The organism is Roseateles terrae, assembly GCF_014192155.1.
GTDB classification, from domain to species: domain Bacteria; phylum Pseudomonadota; class Gammaproteobacteria; order Burkholderiales; family Burkholderiaceae_C; genus Roseateles; species Roseateles terrae.
The window spans coordinates 266,648-284,495 of the sequence record NZ_JACHXO010000008.1 but is presented as its reverse complement, the minus strand read 5'-3'; the positions used below and the strand labels follow the sequence as shown (position 1 = coordinate 284,495).

Below are 17,848 nucleotides of genomic sequence, written 5' to 3'. Positions count from 1 at the left end.
AGAGCCGGTAACTGCCGCGATTATCCGCCCGCCAGCGGCCCCGCGGGGCCGCCCTCCCTCGCCGAGGGGACTTCATCGGCTGGCGCGCCCCTGCAACGGTCGGTCATAGGCCACCCCCTAAAATGCAGTCATGTCCCTCATTCCCTATTCTCTTGCGCGTCCCTTCCTGTTCGGCATGGACGCCGAACATGCCCATGAAGTGACGCTGGGCGCCATTGCCCGCCTCCAGAACACGCCCGCCCAGTGCGCCTGGGCGCAGACCCGGGTCCAGGACCCGGTCACCGTGGCCGGCCTGCGTTTCCCCAACCGCATCGGCCTGGCGGCCGGTCTGGACAAAAACGGCCGCTGCATCGACGGCCTGGGCGCCATGGGCTTCGGCTTCGTGGAAGTCGGCACCGTCACCCCCAAGGCGCAGCCGGGCAATGACAAGCCCCGCATGTTCCGCCTCCCCCAGAAGCAGGCCCTGATCAACCGCCTGGGCTTCAACAACGAGGGGCTGGACAGCTTTGTGCGCAATGTCCATCGCTCCTACAGCTTCCGGGCTGCCGGCGGGCTGCTGGGGTTGAACATCGGCAAGAACGCCGCCACGCCGATCGAACGGGCGGTCGACGACTACCTGCTCGGCCTGGAAGGGGTGTATCCGCATGCGGACTACATCACCGTCAACATCTCCAGCCCCAACACCAAGAACCTGCGCCAGCTGCAGAGCGATGAAGCGCTCGACGCCCTGCTCGGCCCGCTGCAGACCCGCCGCCTGCAGCTGCAGGACAGCACCGGCCGCCGTGTGCCGCTGTTTGTGAAGATCGCGCCGGACCTGGATGAAGACCAGGTGTCGGTGATCGCGGCCAGCCTGCGTCGGCATGGCATTGACGGCGTGATCGCCACCAACACCACCATCGCGCGGGATGCGGTGCAAGGCCTGCCGCATGCAGAAGAGACCGGTGGCCTGTCCGGTGCGCCGGTGTTCGAAGCCAGCAACCGGGTCATCCGCCTGCTGCGCTCGGCGCTGGGCCGGGAGTTCCCGATCATCGGCGTCGGCGGTGTGCTCAGCGGCGAGGACGCCCGTGCCAAGCTTCAGGCCGGCGCGGACCTGGTGCAGCTCTACACCGGCCTGATCTACCGCGGGCCGGCGCTGGTGCCGGAATGCGCGAAGGCGATGGCGCGGCTCTGAATGCTGAGCACTGCGCACTGCGCACTGAGCACTGAGCTCAGCGCGCTGCGCTCATGAGCCCGTCAAGCGATGGTGGGGTCACCGGACATCAACCGTCCGATCTTCTGCCCATCCTCCGGCGTGAGCGGATGGAAGACCACCATCGCGAGATCTGGCCGACCATCAATCGTCATCGACGAGTATTCAAACTGCAGCCGGCCCACCACCGCGTGGCGCAGCTGCTTGGTGCCCTCGCCGTAAGAACGCACGGTGTTGTCCCGCCATAACGCAGCGAACTCCGGACTGCGCTGCGTCAATTCTTCGATCAGCGGCGTCGCGGCTTCCATGGCCCCGGCGCGGGCCACATCCGCCCGGAACGCGCCCACCACGAAGCGGGCGGCGGACATCCAGTCCTCCTGCGCCTCCCGCACCGCGGGCTCCAGGAACATCAGGCGCAGGATGTTGCGATCCCGCGGAGCAAGGCTGCCGTAGTCCCTGAGCACCAGCGCGGCCGCCCGGTTCCAGGCCACGACCTGCCAGGTGGCCGTCTTGACCAGAGCGGGGCAGAAATCCAGGGCATCCAGCACACGTTGGAGGCGTGGCGTCGCGTCTCCGGCGCCGCGGTAGCTCACCTCCGGTGTGCGACCCAGCCCCAGCAGGAACAGGTGCTCCCGCTCGACATCGGTCAGCATCAGCGCGCTGGCGATCCGGTGCAGCACCTCGGCCGACGGTGCCCCGCCGCGGCCCTGCTCCAGCCACGTATACCAGGTCGGGCTGATGTGCGCCCGCAGCGCCACTTCCTCCCGCCGCAGTCCGGCGGTGCGGCGCCGACGGGTCGAGTAACCAAGCGCCTGCGCGTCCATGCGGATGCGGCAGTCCTTGAGGTATTGGCCCAGCGGCGTCGTACTGCCGGGTGGAGGGACCGATTCAGCGGGAGCCTTCGCAGCGGTGGGCATCGCGGGTACCGTGGCCGCAGCCTCCGCAACGCTCGACGCGGCTGCTCCGGGACCAGTTTTGAGAGGCGACATGAACAGATCCTGTTGAATCCCATACCTGGATAACGACACTACTTTAACTGGATAAACCTCCCAGGCAGAGTCGCGACTTCATTGAATGGAGTATTGCCATGCGAGTGTTTGTGACGGGTGCCAGCGGCTTTGTCGGTTCTGCGGTGGTGGCTGAGCTGGCAGCGTTCGGCCATGAGGTGCGGGGCCTGGCGAGGACCGAGGCGGCGGCAGAGCAGTTGACGCGGGTCGGCGCCCAGCCGCTGCGAGGCACGCTGGAAGATTACGCGGTGCTGCGCGAAGGCGCCGACTGGGCCGACGGCATGATCCACACCGCGTTCCACCATGACTTCAGCCGCTTTGCCCAGGCTTGCGCCCTGGATGCGCAGGCGATCGAGACGCTGGGATCGGCCCTCATCGGCAGCCAGCGCCCGCTGCTGGTGACCAGCGGCCTGGCCCGCCTGGTTCAAGGCCGGCCGGCCACCGAAGACGACCTGCCCCCGCCGCGCAGCGAGGCGTATCCGCGGGTGTCGGAGGCCTCGGCGCAATCGCTGGCCGCGCGTGGCGTGCGGGCGACCACGGTGCGGCTGGCCCCCTCGGTTCACGGCGCCGGGGACCATGGCTTCGTGCCGATGCTGATCCAGATCGCGCGGCAACGCGGTGTGTCGGCCTATGTGGGGGAAGGCTCCAACCAGTGGTCGGCGGTGCACCGCCTCGATGCGGCGCGGCTCTATCGACTGGCGCTGGAGTCCGCCGATGCGGGCGAGCGCCTGCACGCGGTCGGCGAGGCCGGCATTGCCTTCCGTGAGATCGCCGAAGCAATCGGGCGGGGGCTGGGGGTGCCGACGGTGTCGCTGTCGGCACAGGAGGCCCCGGAACATTTCGGACCGTGGTTCAGCCACTTCCCCGGTGCCGACCTGACCGGCACGGCCCACGCGACCCAGGCACGACTCGGCTGGACCCCGAGCTACCCCGGCCTGCTGGCGGAACTCGCCGAGCGGTTCTACTTCAGCGCCTGATGCGCCGCCTCGGAAACGAGGCACGCGCCTTCCGGCGAGTGAGGCGTCTTTACGCAACGCGTCGTCGCCGCCACGCGTCGTCACCGCAACGCGTGGCACGGTTCCTCTCGGCATTGCGCGGCGCGCAGCCAGAATCGCGCCATGCGCATGATCCGTTACCTCGCCCTCACCCGCCGCCACCCGTCCGCCATCCTGCTGCTGGTCCAGTTGTTGGGCCTGGTGCTCTACCCCTTGGTGGAAGGCAGCCGGGCCGGCCCGCTGGCGCTCAGCGCGATGGGGATCATCGTCCTGATCTTCACCACCCGCATGGTGCGCAGCACCCCGGGACTGCTGTGGCTGAGCGTGGGCATCGCACTGCCGGCCATCGTGCTGCTGCTCATCCAGGGATTGATGGATCGGCCGGACCTGCTGCCGTGGTCGTCCGGCCTGGAGGCGCTGTTCTACTTCTACGCCGCAGGCAGTCTCATCGCCTACATGATGGGCGACCAGCATGCGACCACCGACGAGCTCTTCGCCGCCGGAGCGACCTTCACCCTGCTCGCGTGGGCGTTTGCTTATGTGTTTGTGGTGGTGCAGGCCATCCAGCCGGGCAGCTTCTCTGCGGCGGTGAATCCCGCAGAGCCCCGCACCTGGACCGAGCTGGTCTTCCTGAGCTTTGCCCTGCTGTCCAGCACCGGCATCGGGGACGTCATTCCGGTGCGTCCGCTCGCGCGCGCCATCACGACGCTGGAGATGTTTGCCGGGGTGATGTACCTGGCGGCGGTGGTGTCGCGGCTGATCGGCCTGACGCTGGTCGATCACTCCGGCGAAGGGCGCATCGGGCTGCGCCGGTCCCGAGTGCAACGGACAGCCCGGGCCGAACGCCAGGCGCCGGAGGAAGAAGGCTGAAGAACGTTCCAGGGAGGGAACGGCGGAGGGACGGCTGAGGCAGGATTCACCCTCACGCCTTCTCAGCCTTCCCCTCATCACCGGTGTGTTGACGCCACGGGCCTTGGGCGTCGGCCCCAGGCGGGCCACGCACGCGTCATCACGCGGGCAGGACGCGCATCACCTTCTGCAGGCCATCCACCGCCTTGCCCTTGCGCGCGCGCTTGCCGGCATGGGCCGACAGCGCCGCGCCCTTGAGCACCTCTTCCTTGGCCTTGCCACCGCGGCCGCTGCCCTGCACCAGCAGGGCCTGCGAGAACGCGGCCACGCTGATCAGCGCGTCCTTGGGCTCCAGGTCGATCAGCGTCAGGCCGCGACCGCCCTTGGGCTGATGCTTGAGCTCGTCCATGCTGAAGGTCAGCAGGCGGCCGGTGAGCGTCAGGCAGGCGAGCTGCGTGGCGCCCGCCGGCACCACCGACGGCGGCAGCGGCAGTTCCTGGCCTTCCAGGCTCAGGAAGCTCTTGCCCGCCTTCTGGCGACCGACCAAATCGCCCACTTCCGCCACCAAGCCGAAACCGCCGGTGCCCGACAGCACCAGCCGCTGCGAGGCTGCGCCAGCGAAGTAGTGCGCAATCTGGCTGCCCGATTCCAGCTCGATCAGCGTGGTGATCGGCTGGCCGTCACCGCGCCCCCCCGGCAGCGCGGAGACCGGCACCGAGTAAGCGCGGCCATTGCTGCCCAGCACCACCAGCGGATCCACCGACCGGCAGGGGAAGACGCCATACAGCGAATCGCCCGCCTTGAACGCCAGCGCGCCCGGGTCCACTTCGTGGCCCTTGAGCGCCCGCACCCAGCCCTTGAGGCTGACCACCACCGTCACCGGCTCGTCCACGATGCGGACTTCGGCCACGGCGCGCTTGTCTTCCTGGATCAGCGTGCGGCGGTCGTCGCCATACTGCTTGGCATCCGCCTCGATTTCCTTGACCACCGTGCGGCGTAGCGCCGACGGATTGGAGAGGATCTCTTCCAGCTTGGTCGCTTCCTCGCGCAGTTGCTTGAGCTCCTGCTCGATCTTCAGGAACTCCAGCCGCGCCAGTTGACGCAGCCGGATTTCCAGGATGTCTTCGGCCTGCCGGTCGCTCAGCTTGAAGCGTTCGATCAGGGCCGGCTTGGGCTCATCCGAATTGCGGATGATCTTGATGACCTCGTCGATGTGCAGCAGGATCTGGTGCCGGCCTTCCAGCACATGGATGCGGTCGCGCACCTTGTCCAGACGATGCTGGGTGCGGCGGGTCACGGTGCCCATGCGGAACTGCAGCCATTCGGTCAGGATGGTGCGCAGGTTCTTCTGCATCGGCCGGCCGTCGCCGCCGACCATGGTCATGTTGACCGACGCCGACGTCTCCAGGCTGGTGTGGGCCAGCAGCGTGTTGATCAGGTCCTGCTGGTCGATGGTGCGGCTCTTGGGCTCCACCACCAGACGCACCGGCGCGTCCTTGTTGGATTCGTCCCGCACCTTGTCCAGCACGGCGGCGATGCTGCCCTTGAGCTGGAGCTGCTCGGGGGACAACGTCTTCTTGCCGGCCTTGACCTTCGGATTGATTAGTTCCTCGATTTCTTCCAGCACCTTCTGGGCGCTGACGCCATGCGGCAGTTCGGTCACCACCAGCTGCCACTGGCCGCGGGCGAGGTCTTCAATCTTCCAGCGGGCCCGCAGCTTCAGGCTGCCCCGGCCGCTGCCGTAGGCGGCGCGGATCTCATCGGCGGAGCTGATCAGCTGGCCACCGCCCGGATAGTCCGGACCCGGCAGGAGGCTGTGCAGTTCATCGTCGCTGAGTTTGTCGTTCTTCAGCAGTGCCACCGCGGCCGCCGCGATTTCCCGCAGGTTGTGGCTGGGCACTTCCGTGGCCATGCCCACCGCAATGCCGGAGGCGCCATTGAGCAGCACAAACGGCAGACGTGCCGGCAGCTCGCGGGGTTCCTGGAACTCGCCGTCATAGTTGGGCTGGAAGTCCACCGTGCCCATGTCCAGCTCGTCCAGCAGCAGGCGAGCATAGGGGGACAGTCGCGCTTCCGTGTAGCGCATCGCGGCGGCGCCGTCGCCATCGCGGCTGCCGAAATTGCCCTGGCCATCGATCAGCGGATAGCGCTGGCTGAAGTCCTGCGCCATGCGCACCATCGCGTCATAGGCGGCCTGGTCGCCGTGCGGGTGGTATTTACCCAGCACTTCACCCACCACCCGCGCGCTCTTGACCGCTTTGGCACCGGTGGCGCCGGTGAAGGTCAGGCCCAGCCGCTCCATGGTGAACAGGATGCGACGCTGCACCGGCTTCTGGCCGTCGCTGCAGGCCGGCAGGGCACGGCCTTTCACCACCGACAGGGCGTATTCGAGATACGCCTGCTGCGCATATTGGGCCAGCGTCAGTGCATCCCCCGAGGGCGGCACGCCTGGGGGTTGGGTTTCGAAGTCAAAAGTCTCTTGAGTCATCAGGTTCACCGGCCAGGCCGGTCATTGGATTCTTGGGGAGCGTTCACCGGCTGCAGCGTCATCTGCTGCGCCTGCGCGCCCATGCGCCGCTGCAGCAGCGACCAGTACAGCTCCAGCACCAGGTGCACATGCGCCTGGGTTTCATCGATGTCCGGCACGCCGCCACCGGCGCGACGCACCGTGCCTTCACCGGCATTCCAGGCCGCCAGCGCGCCATCAATGCGGCCGAAGCGACGGATCAGATCGGCCAGCATCCGGGCGCCGATCAGGATGTTGGTGCGCGCCTCCAGCAGGGCGGCGGGGCGGCGCAGTTCCTCGGCGGTTCCATAGCGCTGCGCGCTGACTGCCGTCAACTGCATCAGACCCGTCGCGCCGCGGGGCGACACGGCATCGCTGCGAAAGCCCGATTCCACCGCGATGATGGCCTTGAGCAATTCCACATGCACGCCGGTCTGGGCTTCGGCCTCGCGCAGGTAGGGCGTGACCGCCTTGACCTCCGGCGAGATGTCCAGCCAGGTCAGCAACCGGGCGCCGTTGTCCAGCTTGCCGGGCACCCGCTGGGTCGGGCTCGCCGGGGACAGCACCGGCTGGTAGCGTGCATCGACCTTGTGGGGCGCGAAGTGAGCCATGCCGGCGCCATCCACATAACCCCACAGTTCCGCCCGCTCGGCCCGGGCAGGGGCGGCCAGGCCCAGGGTCCAGGCCCCCAGCGACAGCAACAGTGCAGCACGCATCCGGTTCATGACGGCTCCCTTCCCTGCGCCAGGCGCTCGTCGAACTCGCGCCGCAGCAGTGACATCACGATGAGGTCGTCGAAGACATCCACACCATCCGGGCCCGCCTCGCCTTCGATGCGCACGGACTCCCTCAGCCGGCCTTCTTCGACAAAGCCCTCGCTGAGATACAGCTGCCACGCCGGCGTGTTGCGACCCTTCACATCCAGCCAGAAGCGGTGCGCCCCGAAATGCCGGAAGGCCAGCGCCTTGAGCTTGCGCACGCATTCGCGTCCGACGCCCTGGCCCTTGGAGAGCAGCACGATGCGCTTGAGTTCCACCGACCGGTTGGGATTGCGGCAGCCCTGCAGGATGACGAAACCGACGCTCGCAGCATCCAGTTCCACCACAAAGTGCCGGGCATCCGGAAACCGGATGGCCCCTTCGTGCTGCGTGCGCTCCCACGGCGTGATGAAGGGACGGTTGGCCGCGTCCTGCTCCACCCCCACGACGAAGTCCAGGTCGGACAGCATCGTCGGGCGCAAGGTGACCCGGGTGTGGAGCGTCATGGCCACGCCGTGTGCTTACACGTCCACTTCGATGGAGTCGCCGTGCAGCTCCATCAGCTCGCGGCGGGCGGCGGCTTCGCCCTTGCCCATCAGCTTGTTGAAGGCGCCTTCGGTATCCCCGAAATCGAACTCGCCGTAGGCCACGCGCAGCAGGCGGCGGGTTTCCGGATTCAGCGTGGTGTCCCACAGCTGCTCGGCATTCATCTCGCCCAGGCCCTTGAAGCGGCCGATGCTCCAGCTGCCCTCGCGGGCACCTTCCTTGCGCAGCTTGTCCAGGATGGCGTGCATCTCGGCTTCGTCCAGCGCATAGAGCTTGGCCGCCGGCTTCTTGCCGCGGGCCGGTGCATCGACGCGGAACAGAGGCGGACGCGCCACGTACACGTGGCCTGTCGCGATCAGCTTGGGGAAGTGACGGAAGAACAGCGTCAGCAGCAGCACCTGAATGTGGGCGCCGTCCACGTCCGCGTCGGACAGGATGCAGATCTTGCCGTAGCGCAGGCCGGAGAGGTCCGGATCGTCGTTCTTGCCGTGCGGGTCCACGCCGATGGCCACCGAGATGTCGTGAATCTCGTTGTTGGCGAAGAGCCGGTCCTTCTCCACTTCCCAGGCGTTCAGCACCTTGCCGCGCAGCGGCAGGATGGCCTGGGTTTCCTTGTCCCGGCCCATCTTGGCCGAACCGCCGGCGGAGTCGCCCTCCACCAGAAACAGCTCGTTGTGCAGCAGGTCGGTGCTTTCGCAGTCGGTCAGCTTGCCGGGCAGCACGGCCACGCCGCTGCTCTTGCGCTTTTCCACCTTCTGGGCGGCGCGCTGGCGGGTCTGGGCCTGCTTGATGACCAGCTCGGCCAGCTTCTTGCCGTGCTCCACATGCTGGTTGAGCCACAGCTCCAGGGCCGGCTTGACGAAGGCGGACACCAGCCGCAGGGCATCCCGCGAATTCAGGCGTTCCTTGGTCTGGCCCTGGAATTGCGGGTCCAGCACCTTGGCCGACAGCACGAAGCTGGCGCGGGAGAACACGTCTTCCGCCATCAGCTTGACGCCCTTGGGCGCCAGCGCATGCATCTCGATGAAGCCCTTGACCGCGCCGAAGAGACCGTCCTTCAGGCCGGACTCATGGGTGCCGCCGGCCACCGTCGGGATCAGGTTCACATAGCTTTCGCGCATGACCTGGCCTTCTTCGGTGAACGCCACGCACCAGGCCGCGCCTTCGCCTTCGGCAAAGTTCTCGCTTTCGTTGGCGGAGGCATAGTGCTCCCCTTCGAACAGCGGAATCATCGGGTCGGCGGGCAACGACTGCATCAGGTAGTCGCGCAGGCCCCCCTTGTAGGTCCAGGTCTGGACGTCGCCCGTCTTTTCCTGCGTCAGGCTGACGATCACGCCGGGCATCAGCACCGCCTTGGAGCGCAGCAGATGCACCAGCTCGCCCTTGGGCAGGTCGGCGCTTTCGAAGTAGGAGGCATCCGGCCACACCCGCACGGTGGTGCCCTGCTTGCGATCCCCGGCCTTCAGGTCGGCCTTGCGGACCTGCACCGGCTCGATGACGTCGCCGCCGGAGAACGCCAGGGTCGCCACCTGCCCTTCCCGGTAGACGGTGATTTCCAGCCGCTTGGCCAGCGCATTGGTGACCGACACGCCCACGCCGTGCAGACCGCCGGAGAAGCTGTAGGCGCCGCCGGCCCCCTTGTCGAACTTGCCGCCCGCATGCAGCCGGGTGAACACGATCTCGACGACCGGCACGCCCTCTTCCGGGTGCAGCCCGAACGGAATGCCGCGACCATCGTCCTCGATGGTCACCGAGCCGTCGGTGTGCTGGATGACGGTGATGCGCTTGCCGTGGCCGGCCAGAGCCTCGTCAGCGGCGTTGTCGATCACCTCCTGAATGATGTGCAGGGGGTTGTCGGTGCGGGTGTACATGCCCGGGCGCTGCTTGACGGGCTCCAGACCCTTCAGGACTCGGATCGAGCCTTCGCTGTAGCTGCCGGGGGAAGTGACTGCTTTGGTTGCCATGGGGCGGGATTCTAGGGGAGCATCCCCGTCTCGACCGTCCCCCCTGCGGCGGGCATTCTTCACACAAGTCGTTCATAGGGCGCATCTCAGAACATGCGGTTACTTCGTTGCCCGGAGGGCGGTTACATGCTGACGTAGCATCGGCGGCTGATTTCCTGGTCCTCTGCCTGATGTTCAAGTCCCCTCGTCTCGCGGCCGGTCTGCTGGCCCCCCTGGCTGATGTGCTGTCCGGTGTTCTGGTCACGGCGGCGCTGATGACCGGTGCCCAGGCGGCCGATTTCAAGGCCAGCCCGGAAATGGCCATCGAGCTGCGCCATGCGCAGTGGTTCGACGGCGAAAAGCTGCAGCGTGGCACCCTCTATATTGATGACGGGGTGTTCACCGACAAGCGGCCCCGCAAGGTCAACCGGCTGATGGAGCTCAAGGGCCAGACCCTGGTGCCGCCGCTGGCCGAGGCCCACAACCACAATCTGCAGGGCGCCTGGGGGCTGGAGCGCTTCGGGCAGGATTATCTGCGGGACGGCGTGTTCTATGCCGCGATGCTGTGCGCCGACCCGGCCGCCATCGACCCCATCCGCGGCCGCATCGACCAGCCGGACACGCCGGATGTGCTGTTTGCGACCGCCTGCATTACCTCCTCGGACGGCCAGCCGCTGGCCATGCTGCAGTCGGCCCAGCCGCCGATGACGCTGGACCAGATCGTGGACAAGGCCGTGCTGGTGATGGACATCCCGGCGGACGTGTCCCGCAAGTGGCCGCTGGTGAAGGATCGGCGCACCGACCTGGTCAAGGTCATCATGGGCTACCACGACCGGCCCGAGCTGCGCGAGCAGGCCGAGCAGCGCGGCAAGCTGGGCGTGACGCCGGAGGTGCTGGCGGAGGTGGTGCGCCTGTCCCACCAGGATGGGCTGCGGGTGGTGGCGCATGTGGAGAGCGCCAAGGACTTCGAGGCCGCGGTGCGCGCCGGCGTCGACTTCATTGCCGAGCTGCCGGGGTATTTCCCGCAGCATGGCGAGGCGCCCGAAACCCACGAGATCTCGGCGGAAGTGGCGGTGATGGCGGCGGAACGCAAGATCGGCGTGATCACCGCCACGGTCGCCACCCAGCTGTTCCAGCCGGCGCCGGAGCTGCTGGCCCGCATTGAAGCGGTGCAAAAGCGCAACCTGGCCAAACTCAAGGAGGCCGGTGCACGGCTGCTGGTGGGGTCGGACCTCTTCACCGGGAATGCCCTGAGCGAGGTGCATCACCTGGACAGCCTGGGGGTGCTGGACAAGGCCACGCTGCTGCGCCTGGCGACCCAGGACACGCCGCGCGCGCTGTTCCCCAAGCGCAAGCTGGGCTGCTTCCAGCCGGGCTGCGAGGCCAGCTTCCTGGTGCTGAACAGCAATCCGCTGGACGACCTCGCCGCCCTGGACAAGCCGCTGTTGCGCATCAAGCAGGGCCGGGTGCTGACGCAGCTGGACGACGTGGCCGCCACGGCGGGCAGCGACAGCACGCTGGCCGAAGGCGAAGCGGCGCACCGGGCGTCGGCCAAGGGCTCCAGGTCGTCGAAGTCGGGCAAGTCCGGCAAGGCGTCAAGCAGCAAGGCGTCGAAGTCCTCGACGAAGAGTTCGACAAAGAAGTGACCTGGGGCTCTCCCTGAGCGTGAAGGTTCCCTCGGTGACAGGCTGGGCGTCCCGGTGACGCTACATTCGACTGCATGAGCGCCCGGCCCCCGTCGCCCACGCCCCGACCCGGACCAGGATCCGCACCTCCCGCCACAGGCACGCCCACACCCATGGACACGTCCCCACCCGCCCCGGCCGCCGAGCGAAAGACCCTCAGCCTGCGTCAGGTGCTGCTATGCGGCGCCGCCATCGTCACCCTCTCGATGGGCATTCGCCACGGCTTCGGCCTGTGGCTGACCCCCGTCACCATGGACCGCGGCTGGACCCGCGAGGCCTTCTCGCTGGCCCTGGCAGTGCAGAACCTCTCCTGGGGCTTTGCCGGGCCGATGGCCGGCATGCTGGCGGACCGCTTCGGCGCGATGCGGATCCTGGTCGGCGGCGCGCTGCTGTATGCGGCGGGTCTGGCGCTGATGGCGGTCTCGAGCACCGCGGCGGGCTTTCTCGGTAGCGCCGGCCTTTTGATCGGCCTGGCCCAATCCGGCACCACCTATGCGGTGGTGTACGGCGTCATCGCCCGGCAGGTGGCGCCGGAGCGCCGTTCCTGGGCGATGGGGGTGGCCGCCGCCGCCGGTTCGTTCGGCCAGTTCCTGATGGTGCCGGTGGAAAACTGGCTGATCGGGCATACCGGCTGGCAGAACGCGCTGTTTGTGCTGGCTATCGCGGCCTGCCTGATCATTCCGCTGGCCATCGGTCTGCGGGAGCCTGCGGGCAGCCGCGCGGCAAGCGGGCCGCATCAGAGCATCGGCGAAGCGCTGAAGGAGGCCTTTGGCTACCGCAGCTTCCAGCTGCTGATGCTGGGCTACTTCGTCTGCGGCTTCCAGGTGGTGTTTATCGGCGTGCACATGCCCAGTTACCTGAAGGACCACGGCCTGTCGCCGCAGGTGGCCACCGCGGCCCTGGCGCTGATCGGGCTGTTCAACGTCATCGGCACCTATGCGGCGGGCACGCTCGGGCAGCACATGCCCAAACGCTATGTGCTGTCGGCCATCTACGGACTGCGCTCGATCGCCATCTTCATCTTCCTGCAGGTGCCGCTGACGCCCTGGAGCGTGTATGTCTTCTCCGCCGTGATGGGCGTGCTGTGGCTCTCCACCGTGCCGCCCACCAATGCCATCGTGGCCCAGATCTTCGGGGTGCAGCACATGTCGATGCTGGGGGGCTTCGTGTTCTTCAGCCACCAGATCGGCAGCTTCCTGGGCGTGTGGCTGGGCGGCAAGCTGTATGACGCCACCGGCAGTTATGACGTGGTGTGGTGGCTCGCCATCGCCCTGGGTGTGATGGCCCTGCTGGCCAACCTGCCGGTGCGGGAAGGCGCCATTGCCAGGCCCGGTGCGCCCGGTCGGGCGGCGGCTGCCGGCATTTGACGAGGACCGCGGCCATGCGACGGCGGCTCTGGCAGGCAGTAGCGGCACTGGCCGTGGCGACCGCCTTGACGCTGGTTTTCCTGGCCTACGCCCAGCCCTCGCTGATGCAACACTTTGCGGACCAGCTCTGGGGCTGCTTCTGAAGCGACAACTCGAACTCAGCGTGGAGACAACATGGTGGTGATCATCACCGGTGCCTCGGATGGCATCGGCGCCGAACTGGCACGGCAATGGGCGCAGCGGGACGGCTCCAAGCTGTCGCTGGTACTGGCCGCCCGCACGCGCGACAAGCTGGAAGCCGTCGCGGCCGAATGCGAGGCGCTGGGCGCCCGCACCCTGGTGCAGCTGTGTGACGTGGAAGACCAGACCGACTGCCAGGCCCTCGTCCATGCAAGCTTGGGCGCCTTCGGCAGCATCGACGTGCTGGTGAACAACGCCGGCATGTCGGCCCATGCGCTGTTTGACGAGGTCAAGGACCTGGGTTGGTATCAGCGCCTGATGCAGATCAACCTGTGGGGGCCGGCCTGGATCACCCAGGCCGCCCTGCCCGCCATCAAGGCCAGCCGTGGGCGCATTGTGGCGGTGTCGAGCCTGGCCGGTTTGCTGGGCATTCCCGGCCGGACCGCCTATTCGGCCACCAAGTTCGCAATGACCGGTTTCTTCGAGGCCTTGCGCACCGAGGTGGCCTCGCACGGGGTCAGCGTCACCATTGCCTATCCGGGCGTGGTGGATACGCAGATCCGGTACCGGGGGTTCAATGCGCGCGGTGAAGCGGCAGGACAAAGCAGCCTGAATGAACGCGGCGCGATGAGTGTGCAGACCTGCGCGCGGCTGATCCTGAACGGGACGCTGGCGCGGGAGCGGGACATCGTCATGACCACCAAAGGCAAACTGGGGCGCTGGCTGAAGCTGCTGGCGCCGTCGCTGGTGGACCGTCTGGCGATGCAGGCGCTGAAGCGGGAGCAGCGGCCGCAATGAGTGCAGCCTCCACGCCCGGCCTGCCCCCCGGCCTCTCACCCGGTCCGACCTCCGCCCTCGCCCATGCCACCCGAAGCAGCCCGCCCAGCGACTGGGTGCTGCGCTGGCGTCAGGCCTGGGCTCGTCCGGGGCTGACCGCGCTGGACGTCGGCTGCGGCCATGGCCGTCACGTCCGACTGCTGGCGCAGGCTGGCCTGTCCGTCACCGGTGTGGACCGGGATGCGCAGGCCCTGGCCAGTCTTCACGGCCTGCCCGGCGTGGAGACCGTGGAAGCGGACATCGAAAACGCCCCCTGGCCGCTGGCCGGCCGTCAGTTCGATCTGGTCCTGGTCACGAATTACCTCTGGCGTCCCCTGCTGCCGCTGATCAAGGCGGCCGTGGCGCCCGGGGGCTGGCTGATTTACGAAACTTTTACCGACGGACAGCAGACCGTCGGCCGACCGTCCCGGGCCGAGTTCCTGCTGCAGCCCGGCGAGCTGTTGAGGGTGTGCGAAGGGATGCGGATCGTGGGCTTTGAGGACGGCTTCCTCGATGCCGGTGCCGCCCCTGCGCCCACCGGGTCCTCCTCGGCGGTCAACGGCCGCTATGTCCAGCGCGTTGCTGCCGTGCACCCGCGCGGCACCGACCCGGGCGACCACCCCCGCTACGTCCTGGCCCCGCCCTCCGGCAGCCCGGTCTGACACCCCCCAGCCGGTGGGGCGGGCGGGCACTGTCCGGGAACCGTCCGCCGCTTCAGTAGAATCCGCCAGATCTCGAGGAATCCTCAATGAACGCAATTGTTGGCAGCATCGTCGCCCTGGTGACGCCGATGCATGAAGACGGCCGTATCGACTTCGACGGGCTGCGCGCCCTGATCGACTGGCATATCGACCAAGGCACGGACGTGATCGGCGTGGTGGGCACCACGGGCGAGTCCCCCACCGTCACGATGGAAGAAAACCGCGAGGTCATCCGCGTGGCCGTGGAGCACGTCAAGGGCCGCAAGCCGGTGCTGGCGGGCACCGGTGCCAATTCGACGGCCGAGGCCATCGAACTGAGCCGCTTTGCCAAGCAGGTGGGTGCGGACGCGACGCTGTCGGTGGTCCCCTACTACAACAAGCCATCGCAGGAAGGCATCTATCAGCACTTCAAGGCTATCGCCGAAGCGGTGGACATTCCGATGATGCTGTACAACGTGCCCGGCCGCACCGTGGCGGACATGAGCCCCGAGACGGCCCTGCGCTGCGCCTCCCTGCCCGGCGTGTTCGGCATCAAGGAAGCCACCGGCAATATCGAGCGCGCTGCCTGGCTGATCAAGCATGCACCCAGGCACTTCGGCATCTATTCGGGCGATGACGGCACCGCCGTGACCCTGATGCTGCTGGGTGGCCGCGGCCATGTGAGCGTCACCGCCAACGTGGCCCCGCGCGACATGCACGACATGTGCATGGCTGCCATCGAAGGCCGCGTGCGCGAGGCCACGCAGCTCCACTTCAAGCTGCTGAGCCTGCACAAGCATTTGTTCTGCGAGCCCAGCCCGGCCCCCACCAAGTGGGCCCTGGCCCAAATGGGTCGCTGCGGCAACCATCTGCGCCTGCCCCTGACCCCGCTGACGGCCCAGGGCCAGCAGCTGGTGGGCGACGCCTTGAAAGAAGCCGGCCTGCTGTAAGCCTGCTCTAATCACTCACCTTGTTTCTGAATGCGGCTGGGCCGCGGTGACCATACGGAGATGTCTAGCGTGACTCGTTCCCTTTCCGATACCTGCGCTTCCACCCCGGTGCGCCTGGCCTGCCTGGTGGCGGTGGCCTCGCTGGCGGCGTGCAGCTCGCTGGACAGCATGACCACCGGTGACAAGGTCGACTACAAGACCCAGGCCAAGCAGACCACCGGCCTGGATGTGCCGCCGGACCTGACCCAGCTGCCGCGTGACACCCGCCCGGCCGGCGGTACCGTCAGCGCCGCTCAGCTGGCCAGCCAGCCGACGAATGCGCAGCGCTCCTCCGGCGCCGTGTCGAGCGCGGTGGCCCTGTCCAAGGCCGGCGACGCCGAATTCCAGCGTCTGGGCAACAGCCGCTGGGTGCACAGCAGCCTGACACCCGAAGAACTCTGGCCCCAGCTCAAGGCCTTCTGGGTGGAGCGTGGCCTGCAGGTGGAAACCGAAGATCCCGCCGTGGGCGTGATGGAAACCAACTGGGCCGAAAACCGCGCCAAGCTGCCGCTGGACTTCATCCGCAAGAGCATCGGCACGCTGCTGGATTCGGTCTACTCCACCGGCGAGCGGGACAAATACCGCACCCGCGTCGAGCGCAATCCCAATGGCGGGACGGACATCTACATTGCCCACCGGGGCATGGTCGAGGTCTACACCAACACCCAGAAGGACGACACCGCCTGGCAGCCCCGCCCGTCGGATCCGGAACTGGAATCCATCATGCTGTCGCGCCTGCTGCTCAAGCTCGGCGGCAAGGAAGACGCTGCCCAGGCCGTGGCAACGGCCCAGCAGCAACCGCAAGCGCCTGAGACCCGTCCGGGCGCCGTGCCACGCTCGCTGGCCGACGTGCCCAACAGCATCGCCCTGAACGAAGGCTTTGACCGCGCCTGGCGCCGGGTGGGCCAGTCGCTGGACCGCCATGGCTTCACCATTGAAGACCGCGACCGCAAGCAGGGCCTGTTCTTCCTCCGTTATGCCGACCCCAACCAGGCTGGCAAGGATGAACCGGGCTTCTGGTCGCGCCTGTTCGGCTCGGACAAGGCCTCGACCTCGGTGCGTTACCGGGTGGCGGTGCAGTCCGAGGGCGAGCGCTCGACCGTGCTCATCCTGGACGACAAGGGCCAGCAGCAGACCAACGAGATGGCCAAGCGCATCCTGCAGTTGCTGATGGAAGATCTGCGCTGATCGGAGCGCCCCGACGAACGAACGCCGCCCTCGGGCGGCGTTTTTTTTGGGTATTCAATTCGGGGTTGAATACCCGGCGTCTGCTTCGGAGAGTATGAAACCCCGTCCAGAGAAAACCTCCGCGACGACAGTCCGGCGCTTCAGCCGCATTTACTGGACGCAGACGAGGCCCACAAAGGACGGGCAAAGAAAAAGCCGCCGGGGCCAGAGCCCGGGCGGCTTTTTCAGGACGAAAAGATCGTCTTAGTTGCTGGCTGCCGAAGCGGGAGCCGAAGCGTCCATGGCCGGAGCCGAAGCAGCGTCCATCACCGGAGCCGATGCGGGAGCCGAAGCTTCCGGAGCGGGGGTAGCGACAGGAGCAGGAGCCGGAGCTTCTTCCTTCTTGCCGCAAGCGGTCAGTGCAACAGCGGCCAGCAGGGAGGCCAACAGGATCGACTTTTTCATACTTGTCCTCAAGTAACTTTTAGACGAACAATCAATTACCGGTAATTAATGAAGTCGTACAACAGTCCAGGAGGACCACCGTCGGGTTAATCCAGATCGAGTACGCATGCACGAGCTTCAAGCAGACCAAGACGGGGAAAACCTCGAGCGCTTTCCTCGCCTAGCCAACGATTATAGCCATCAGTTTGTAATCTCCTTACAAGCCTAGAGTGCTGCCTGCGAATGAATCGGTAGAGCGTTGCTCAATAGCGTCAAACCATTCCTGGGTCGTGGCCTCTTCGCGGGCATTGCGCAGGCTCAATGACGCCCGAGTGGGCGTCCATCGCTTGAAGACCAGCAATCCGGGTGCCAGCACCACCCCGATCGGTGACGGCTGACTGCGCTCCACCGCCTCTGCACGGTCGAATGCCTTCGCCGCAATGACGTGATCATGCAATTGGCGCCATTGCACAAACCGCGGATGCTGTCGGCGCAACGGCTCATAGTCGGCCGCCAGCAGCCGCAGATGACGATGCGGCAGGGCCCAGGCATGCAAGGCCTCCAGCAGCGGCCCGTCGGACAGCGGCCAGTCGGTGAAATCGGTGTCCATCCAGCACAGCTCGCGGCCGCCCTCGGTGGCACACAGCTGCAAGACCTCCCGCAAGACTTGCTGTATCTCGTCCCGCGATTCAAAGACGCCGTCTTTCAATGCCATGCCAGTTCCTTA

Annotated in this window: 17 protein-coding genes; 10 read left to right on the top strand and 7 right to left on the bottom strand. The window is 67.0% G+C overall.

The window, feature by feature from the left end:
- Nucleotides 1–130 precede the first annotated feature (130 nt).
- Nucleotides 131–1,171, top strand: coding sequence for a quinone-dependent dihydroorotate dehydrogenase (locus FHS28_RS20565; protein ID WP_088453695.1), 1,041 nt, complete (start codon nt 131–133; stop codon nt 1,169–1,171).
- A gap of 62 nt (nt 1,172–1,233) precedes the next feature.
- Here FHS28_RS20565 and FHS28_RS20560 read toward each other — a convergent pair whose 3' ends face one another.
- Entirely contained in the window at nt 1,234–2,106 is an 873-nt protein-coding gene (locus FHS28_RS20560; RefSeq protein ID WP_088453694.1) for a helix-turn-helix transcriptional regulator, read from the bottom strand.
- 170 nt (nt 2,107–2,276) lie between these two features.
- Between FHS28_RS20560 and FHS28_RS20555 the strand changes: the two genes are divergently transcribed.
- Nucleotides 2,277–3,173, top strand: a complete 897-nt coding sequence (locus tag FHS28_RS20555; protein WP_088453693.1) for an SDR family oxidoreductase — start codon at nt 2,277–2,279, stop codon at nt 3,171–3,173.
- Nucleotides 3,174–3,314: 141 nt separating this feature from the next.
- Entirely contained in the window at nt 3,315–4,061 is a 747-nt protein-coding gene (locus FHS28_RS20550; RefSeq protein WP_221194108.1) for an ion channel, read from the top strand.
- 139 nt (nt 4,062–4,200) lie between these two features.
- Here FHS28_RS20550 and parC read toward each other — a convergent pair whose 3' ends face one another.
- The 4 genes from parC to FHS28_RS20530 are packed head-to-tail and all read right to left on the bottom strand — an operon-like array spanning nt 4,201 to nt 9,814.
- The gene (gene parC / locus FHS28_RS20545; protein WP_088453762.1) at nt 4,201–6,528 is read right to left on the bottom strand and encodes a DNA topoisomerase IV subunit A; all 2,328 of its coding nucleotides are present in this window, start codon (nt 6,526–6,528) and stop codon (nt 4,201–4,203) included.
- Between the two features lie 5 nt (nt 6,529–6,533).
- Nucleotides 6,534–7,271, bottom strand: a complete 738-nt coding sequence (locus FHS28_RS20540; RefSeq protein ID WP_246410400.1) for a lytic transglycosylase domain-containing protein — start codon at nt 7,269–7,271, stop codon at nt 6,534–6,536.
- Nucleotides 7,268–7,810, bottom strand: coding sequence for a GNAT family N-acetyltransferase (locus FHS28_RS20535; RefSeq protein WP_088453691.1), 543 nt, complete (start codon nt 7,808–7,810; stop codon nt 7,268–7,270). The genes FHS28_RS20540 and FHS28_RS20535 overlap by 4 nt, the downstream gene beginning before the upstream one ends.
- Before the next feature lie 15 nt (nt 7,811–7,825).
- Nucleotides 7,826–9,814 (bottom strand): DNA topoisomerase IV subunit B, encoded by a 1,989-nt coding sequence (locus FHS28_RS20530; protein WP_088453690.1) that lies wholly within the window; start codon nt 9,812–9,814, stop codon nt 7,826–7,828.
- 170 nt (nt 9,815–9,984) lie between these two features.
- On the opposite strand from FHS28_RS20530, the gene FHS28_RS20525 reads away from it, so the two are divergent.
- The 7 genes from FHS28_RS20525 (at nt 9,985) to bamC (ending at nt 16,698) form a co-directional block, all read left to right on the top strand.
- Nucleotides 9,985–11,439, top strand: coding sequence for an amidohydrolase family protein (locus tag FHS28_RS20525; protein WP_088453689.1), 1,455 nt, complete (start codon nt 9,985–9,987; stop codon nt 11,437–11,439).
- Nucleotides 11,440–11,591: 152 nt separating this feature from the next.
- Nucleotides 11,592–12,845 (top strand): MFS transporter, encoded by a 1,254-nt coding sequence (locus FHS28_RS20520; protein WP_088453688.1) that lies wholly within the window; start codon nt 11,592–11,594, stop codon nt 12,843–12,845.
- Nucleotides 12,846–12,859: 14 nt separating this feature from the next.
- Nucleotides 12,860–12,988, top strand: coding sequence for a hypothetical protein (locus FHS28_RS24490; RefSeq protein WP_259373086.1), 129 nt, complete (start codon nt 12,860–12,862; stop codon nt 12,986–12,988).
- Between the two features lie 31 nt (nt 12,989–13,019).
- Nucleotides 13,020–13,823: an SDR family oxidoreductase gene (locus FHS28_RS20515; protein WP_088453687.1), complete on the top strand. Its 804-nt coding sequence runs from the start codon at nt 13,020–13,022 to the stop codon at nt 13,821–13,823.
- Nucleotides 13,820–14,503 carry a class I SAM-dependent methyltransferase gene (locus FHS28_RS20510; RefSeq protein ID WP_088453686.1) on the top strand — a complete coding sequence of 228 codons (684 nt, stop codon included), beginning with the start codon at nt 13,820–13,822 and terminating at the stop codon, nt 14,501–14,503. The genes FHS28_RS20515 and FHS28_RS20510 overlap by 4 nt, the downstream gene beginning before the upstream one ends.
- A gap of 86 nt (nt 14,504–14,589) precedes the next feature.
- The gene (gene dapA / locus FHS28_RS20505; RefSeq protein WP_088453685.1) at nt 14,590–15,471 is read left to right on the top strand and encodes a 4-hydroxy-tetrahydrodipicolinate synthase; all 882 of its coding nucleotides are present in this window, start codon (nt 14,590–14,592) and stop codon (nt 15,469–15,471) included.
- Between the two features lie 69 nt (nt 15,472–15,540).
- Entirely contained in the window at nt 15,541–16,698 is a 1,158-nt protein-coding gene (bamC, locus tag FHS28_RS20500) for an NlpB/DapX family lipoprotein (RefSeq protein WP_310736834.1), read from the top strand.
- A 243-nt stretch (nt 16,699–16,941) separates the two neighbouring features.
- Here the strand turns inward: bamC and FHS28_RS20495 are convergent, their stop codons facing one another.
- Nucleotides 16,942–17,142 carry a hypothetical protein gene (locus FHS28_RS20495; protein WP_088453684.1) on the bottom strand — a complete coding sequence of 67 codons (201 nt, stop codon included), beginning with the start codon at nt 17,140–17,142 and terminating at the stop codon, nt 16,942–16,944.
- Nucleotides 17,143–17,338: 196 nt separating this feature from the next.
- Nucleotides 17,339–17,836 (bottom strand): hypothetical protein, encoded by a 498-nt coding sequence (locus tag FHS28_RS20490; protein WP_088453683.1) that lies wholly within the window; start codon nt 17,834–17,836, stop codon nt 17,339–17,341.
- Between the last annotated feature and the right edge of the window lie 12 nt (nt 17,837–17,848).

Coding starts and splice junctions, on each gene's coding strand:
- FHS28_RS20565 (WP_088453695.1), top strand. CDS start 131: ATGTCCCTCATTCCCTATTCTCTTGCGCGTCCCTTCCTGTTCGGCATG.
- FHS28_RS20560 (WP_088453694.1), bottom strand. CDS start 2,106: ATGCCCACCGCTGCGAAGGCTCCCGCTGAATCGGTCCCTCCACCCGGC.
- FHS28_RS20555 (WP_088453693.1), top strand. CDS start 2,277: ATGCGAGTGTTTGTGACGGGTGCCAGCGGCTTTGTCGGTTCTGCGGTG.
- FHS28_RS20550 (WP_221194108.1), top strand. CDS start 3,315: ATGCGCATGATCCGTTACCTCGCCCTCACCCGCCGCCACCCGTCCGCC.
- parC (WP_088453762.1), bottom strand. CDS start 6,528: ATGACTCAAGAGACTTTTGACTTCGAAACCCAACCCCCAGGCGTGCCG.
- FHS28_RS20540 (WP_246410400.1), bottom strand. CDS start 7,271: ATGAACCGGATGCGTGCTGCACTGTTGCTGTCGCTGGGGGCCTGGACC.
- FHS28_RS20535 (WP_088453691.1), bottom strand. CDS start 7,810: ATGACGCTCCACACCCGGGTCACCTTGCGCCCGACGATGCTGTCCGAC.
- FHS28_RS20530 (WP_088453690.1), bottom strand. CDS start 9,814: ATGGCAACCAAAGCAGTCACTTCCCCCGGCAGCTACAGCGAAGGCTCG.
- FHS28_RS20525 (WP_088453689.1), top strand. CDS start 9,985: ATGTTCAAGTCCCCTCGTCTCGCGGCCGGTCTGCTGGCCCCCCTGGCT.
- FHS28_RS20520 (WP_088453688.1), top strand. CDS start 11,592: ATGGACACGTCCCCACCCGCCCCGGCCGCCGAGCGAAAGACCCTCAGC.
- FHS28_RS24490 (WP_259373086.1), top strand. CDS start 12,860: ATGCGACGGCGGCTCTGGCAGGCAGTAGCGGCACTGGCCGTGGCGACC.
- FHS28_RS20515 (WP_088453687.1), top strand. CDS start 13,020: ATGGTGGTGATCATCACCGGTGCCTCGGATGGCATCGGCGCCGAACTG.
- FHS28_RS20510 (WP_088453686.1), top strand. CDS start 13,820: ATGAGTGCAGCCTCCACGCCCGGCCTGCCCCCCGGCCTCTCACCCGGT.
- dapA (WP_088453685.1), top strand. CDS start 14,590: ATGAACGCAATTGTTGGCAGCATCGTCGCCCTGGTGACGCCGATGCAT.
- FHS28_RS20495 (WP_088453684.1), bottom strand. CDS start 17,142: ATGAAAAAGTCGATCCTGTTGGCCTCCCTGCTGGCCGCTGTTGCACTG.
- FHS28_RS20490 (WP_088453683.1), bottom strand. CDS start 17,836: ATGGCATTGAAAGACGGCGTCTTTGAATCGCGGGACGAGATACAGCAA.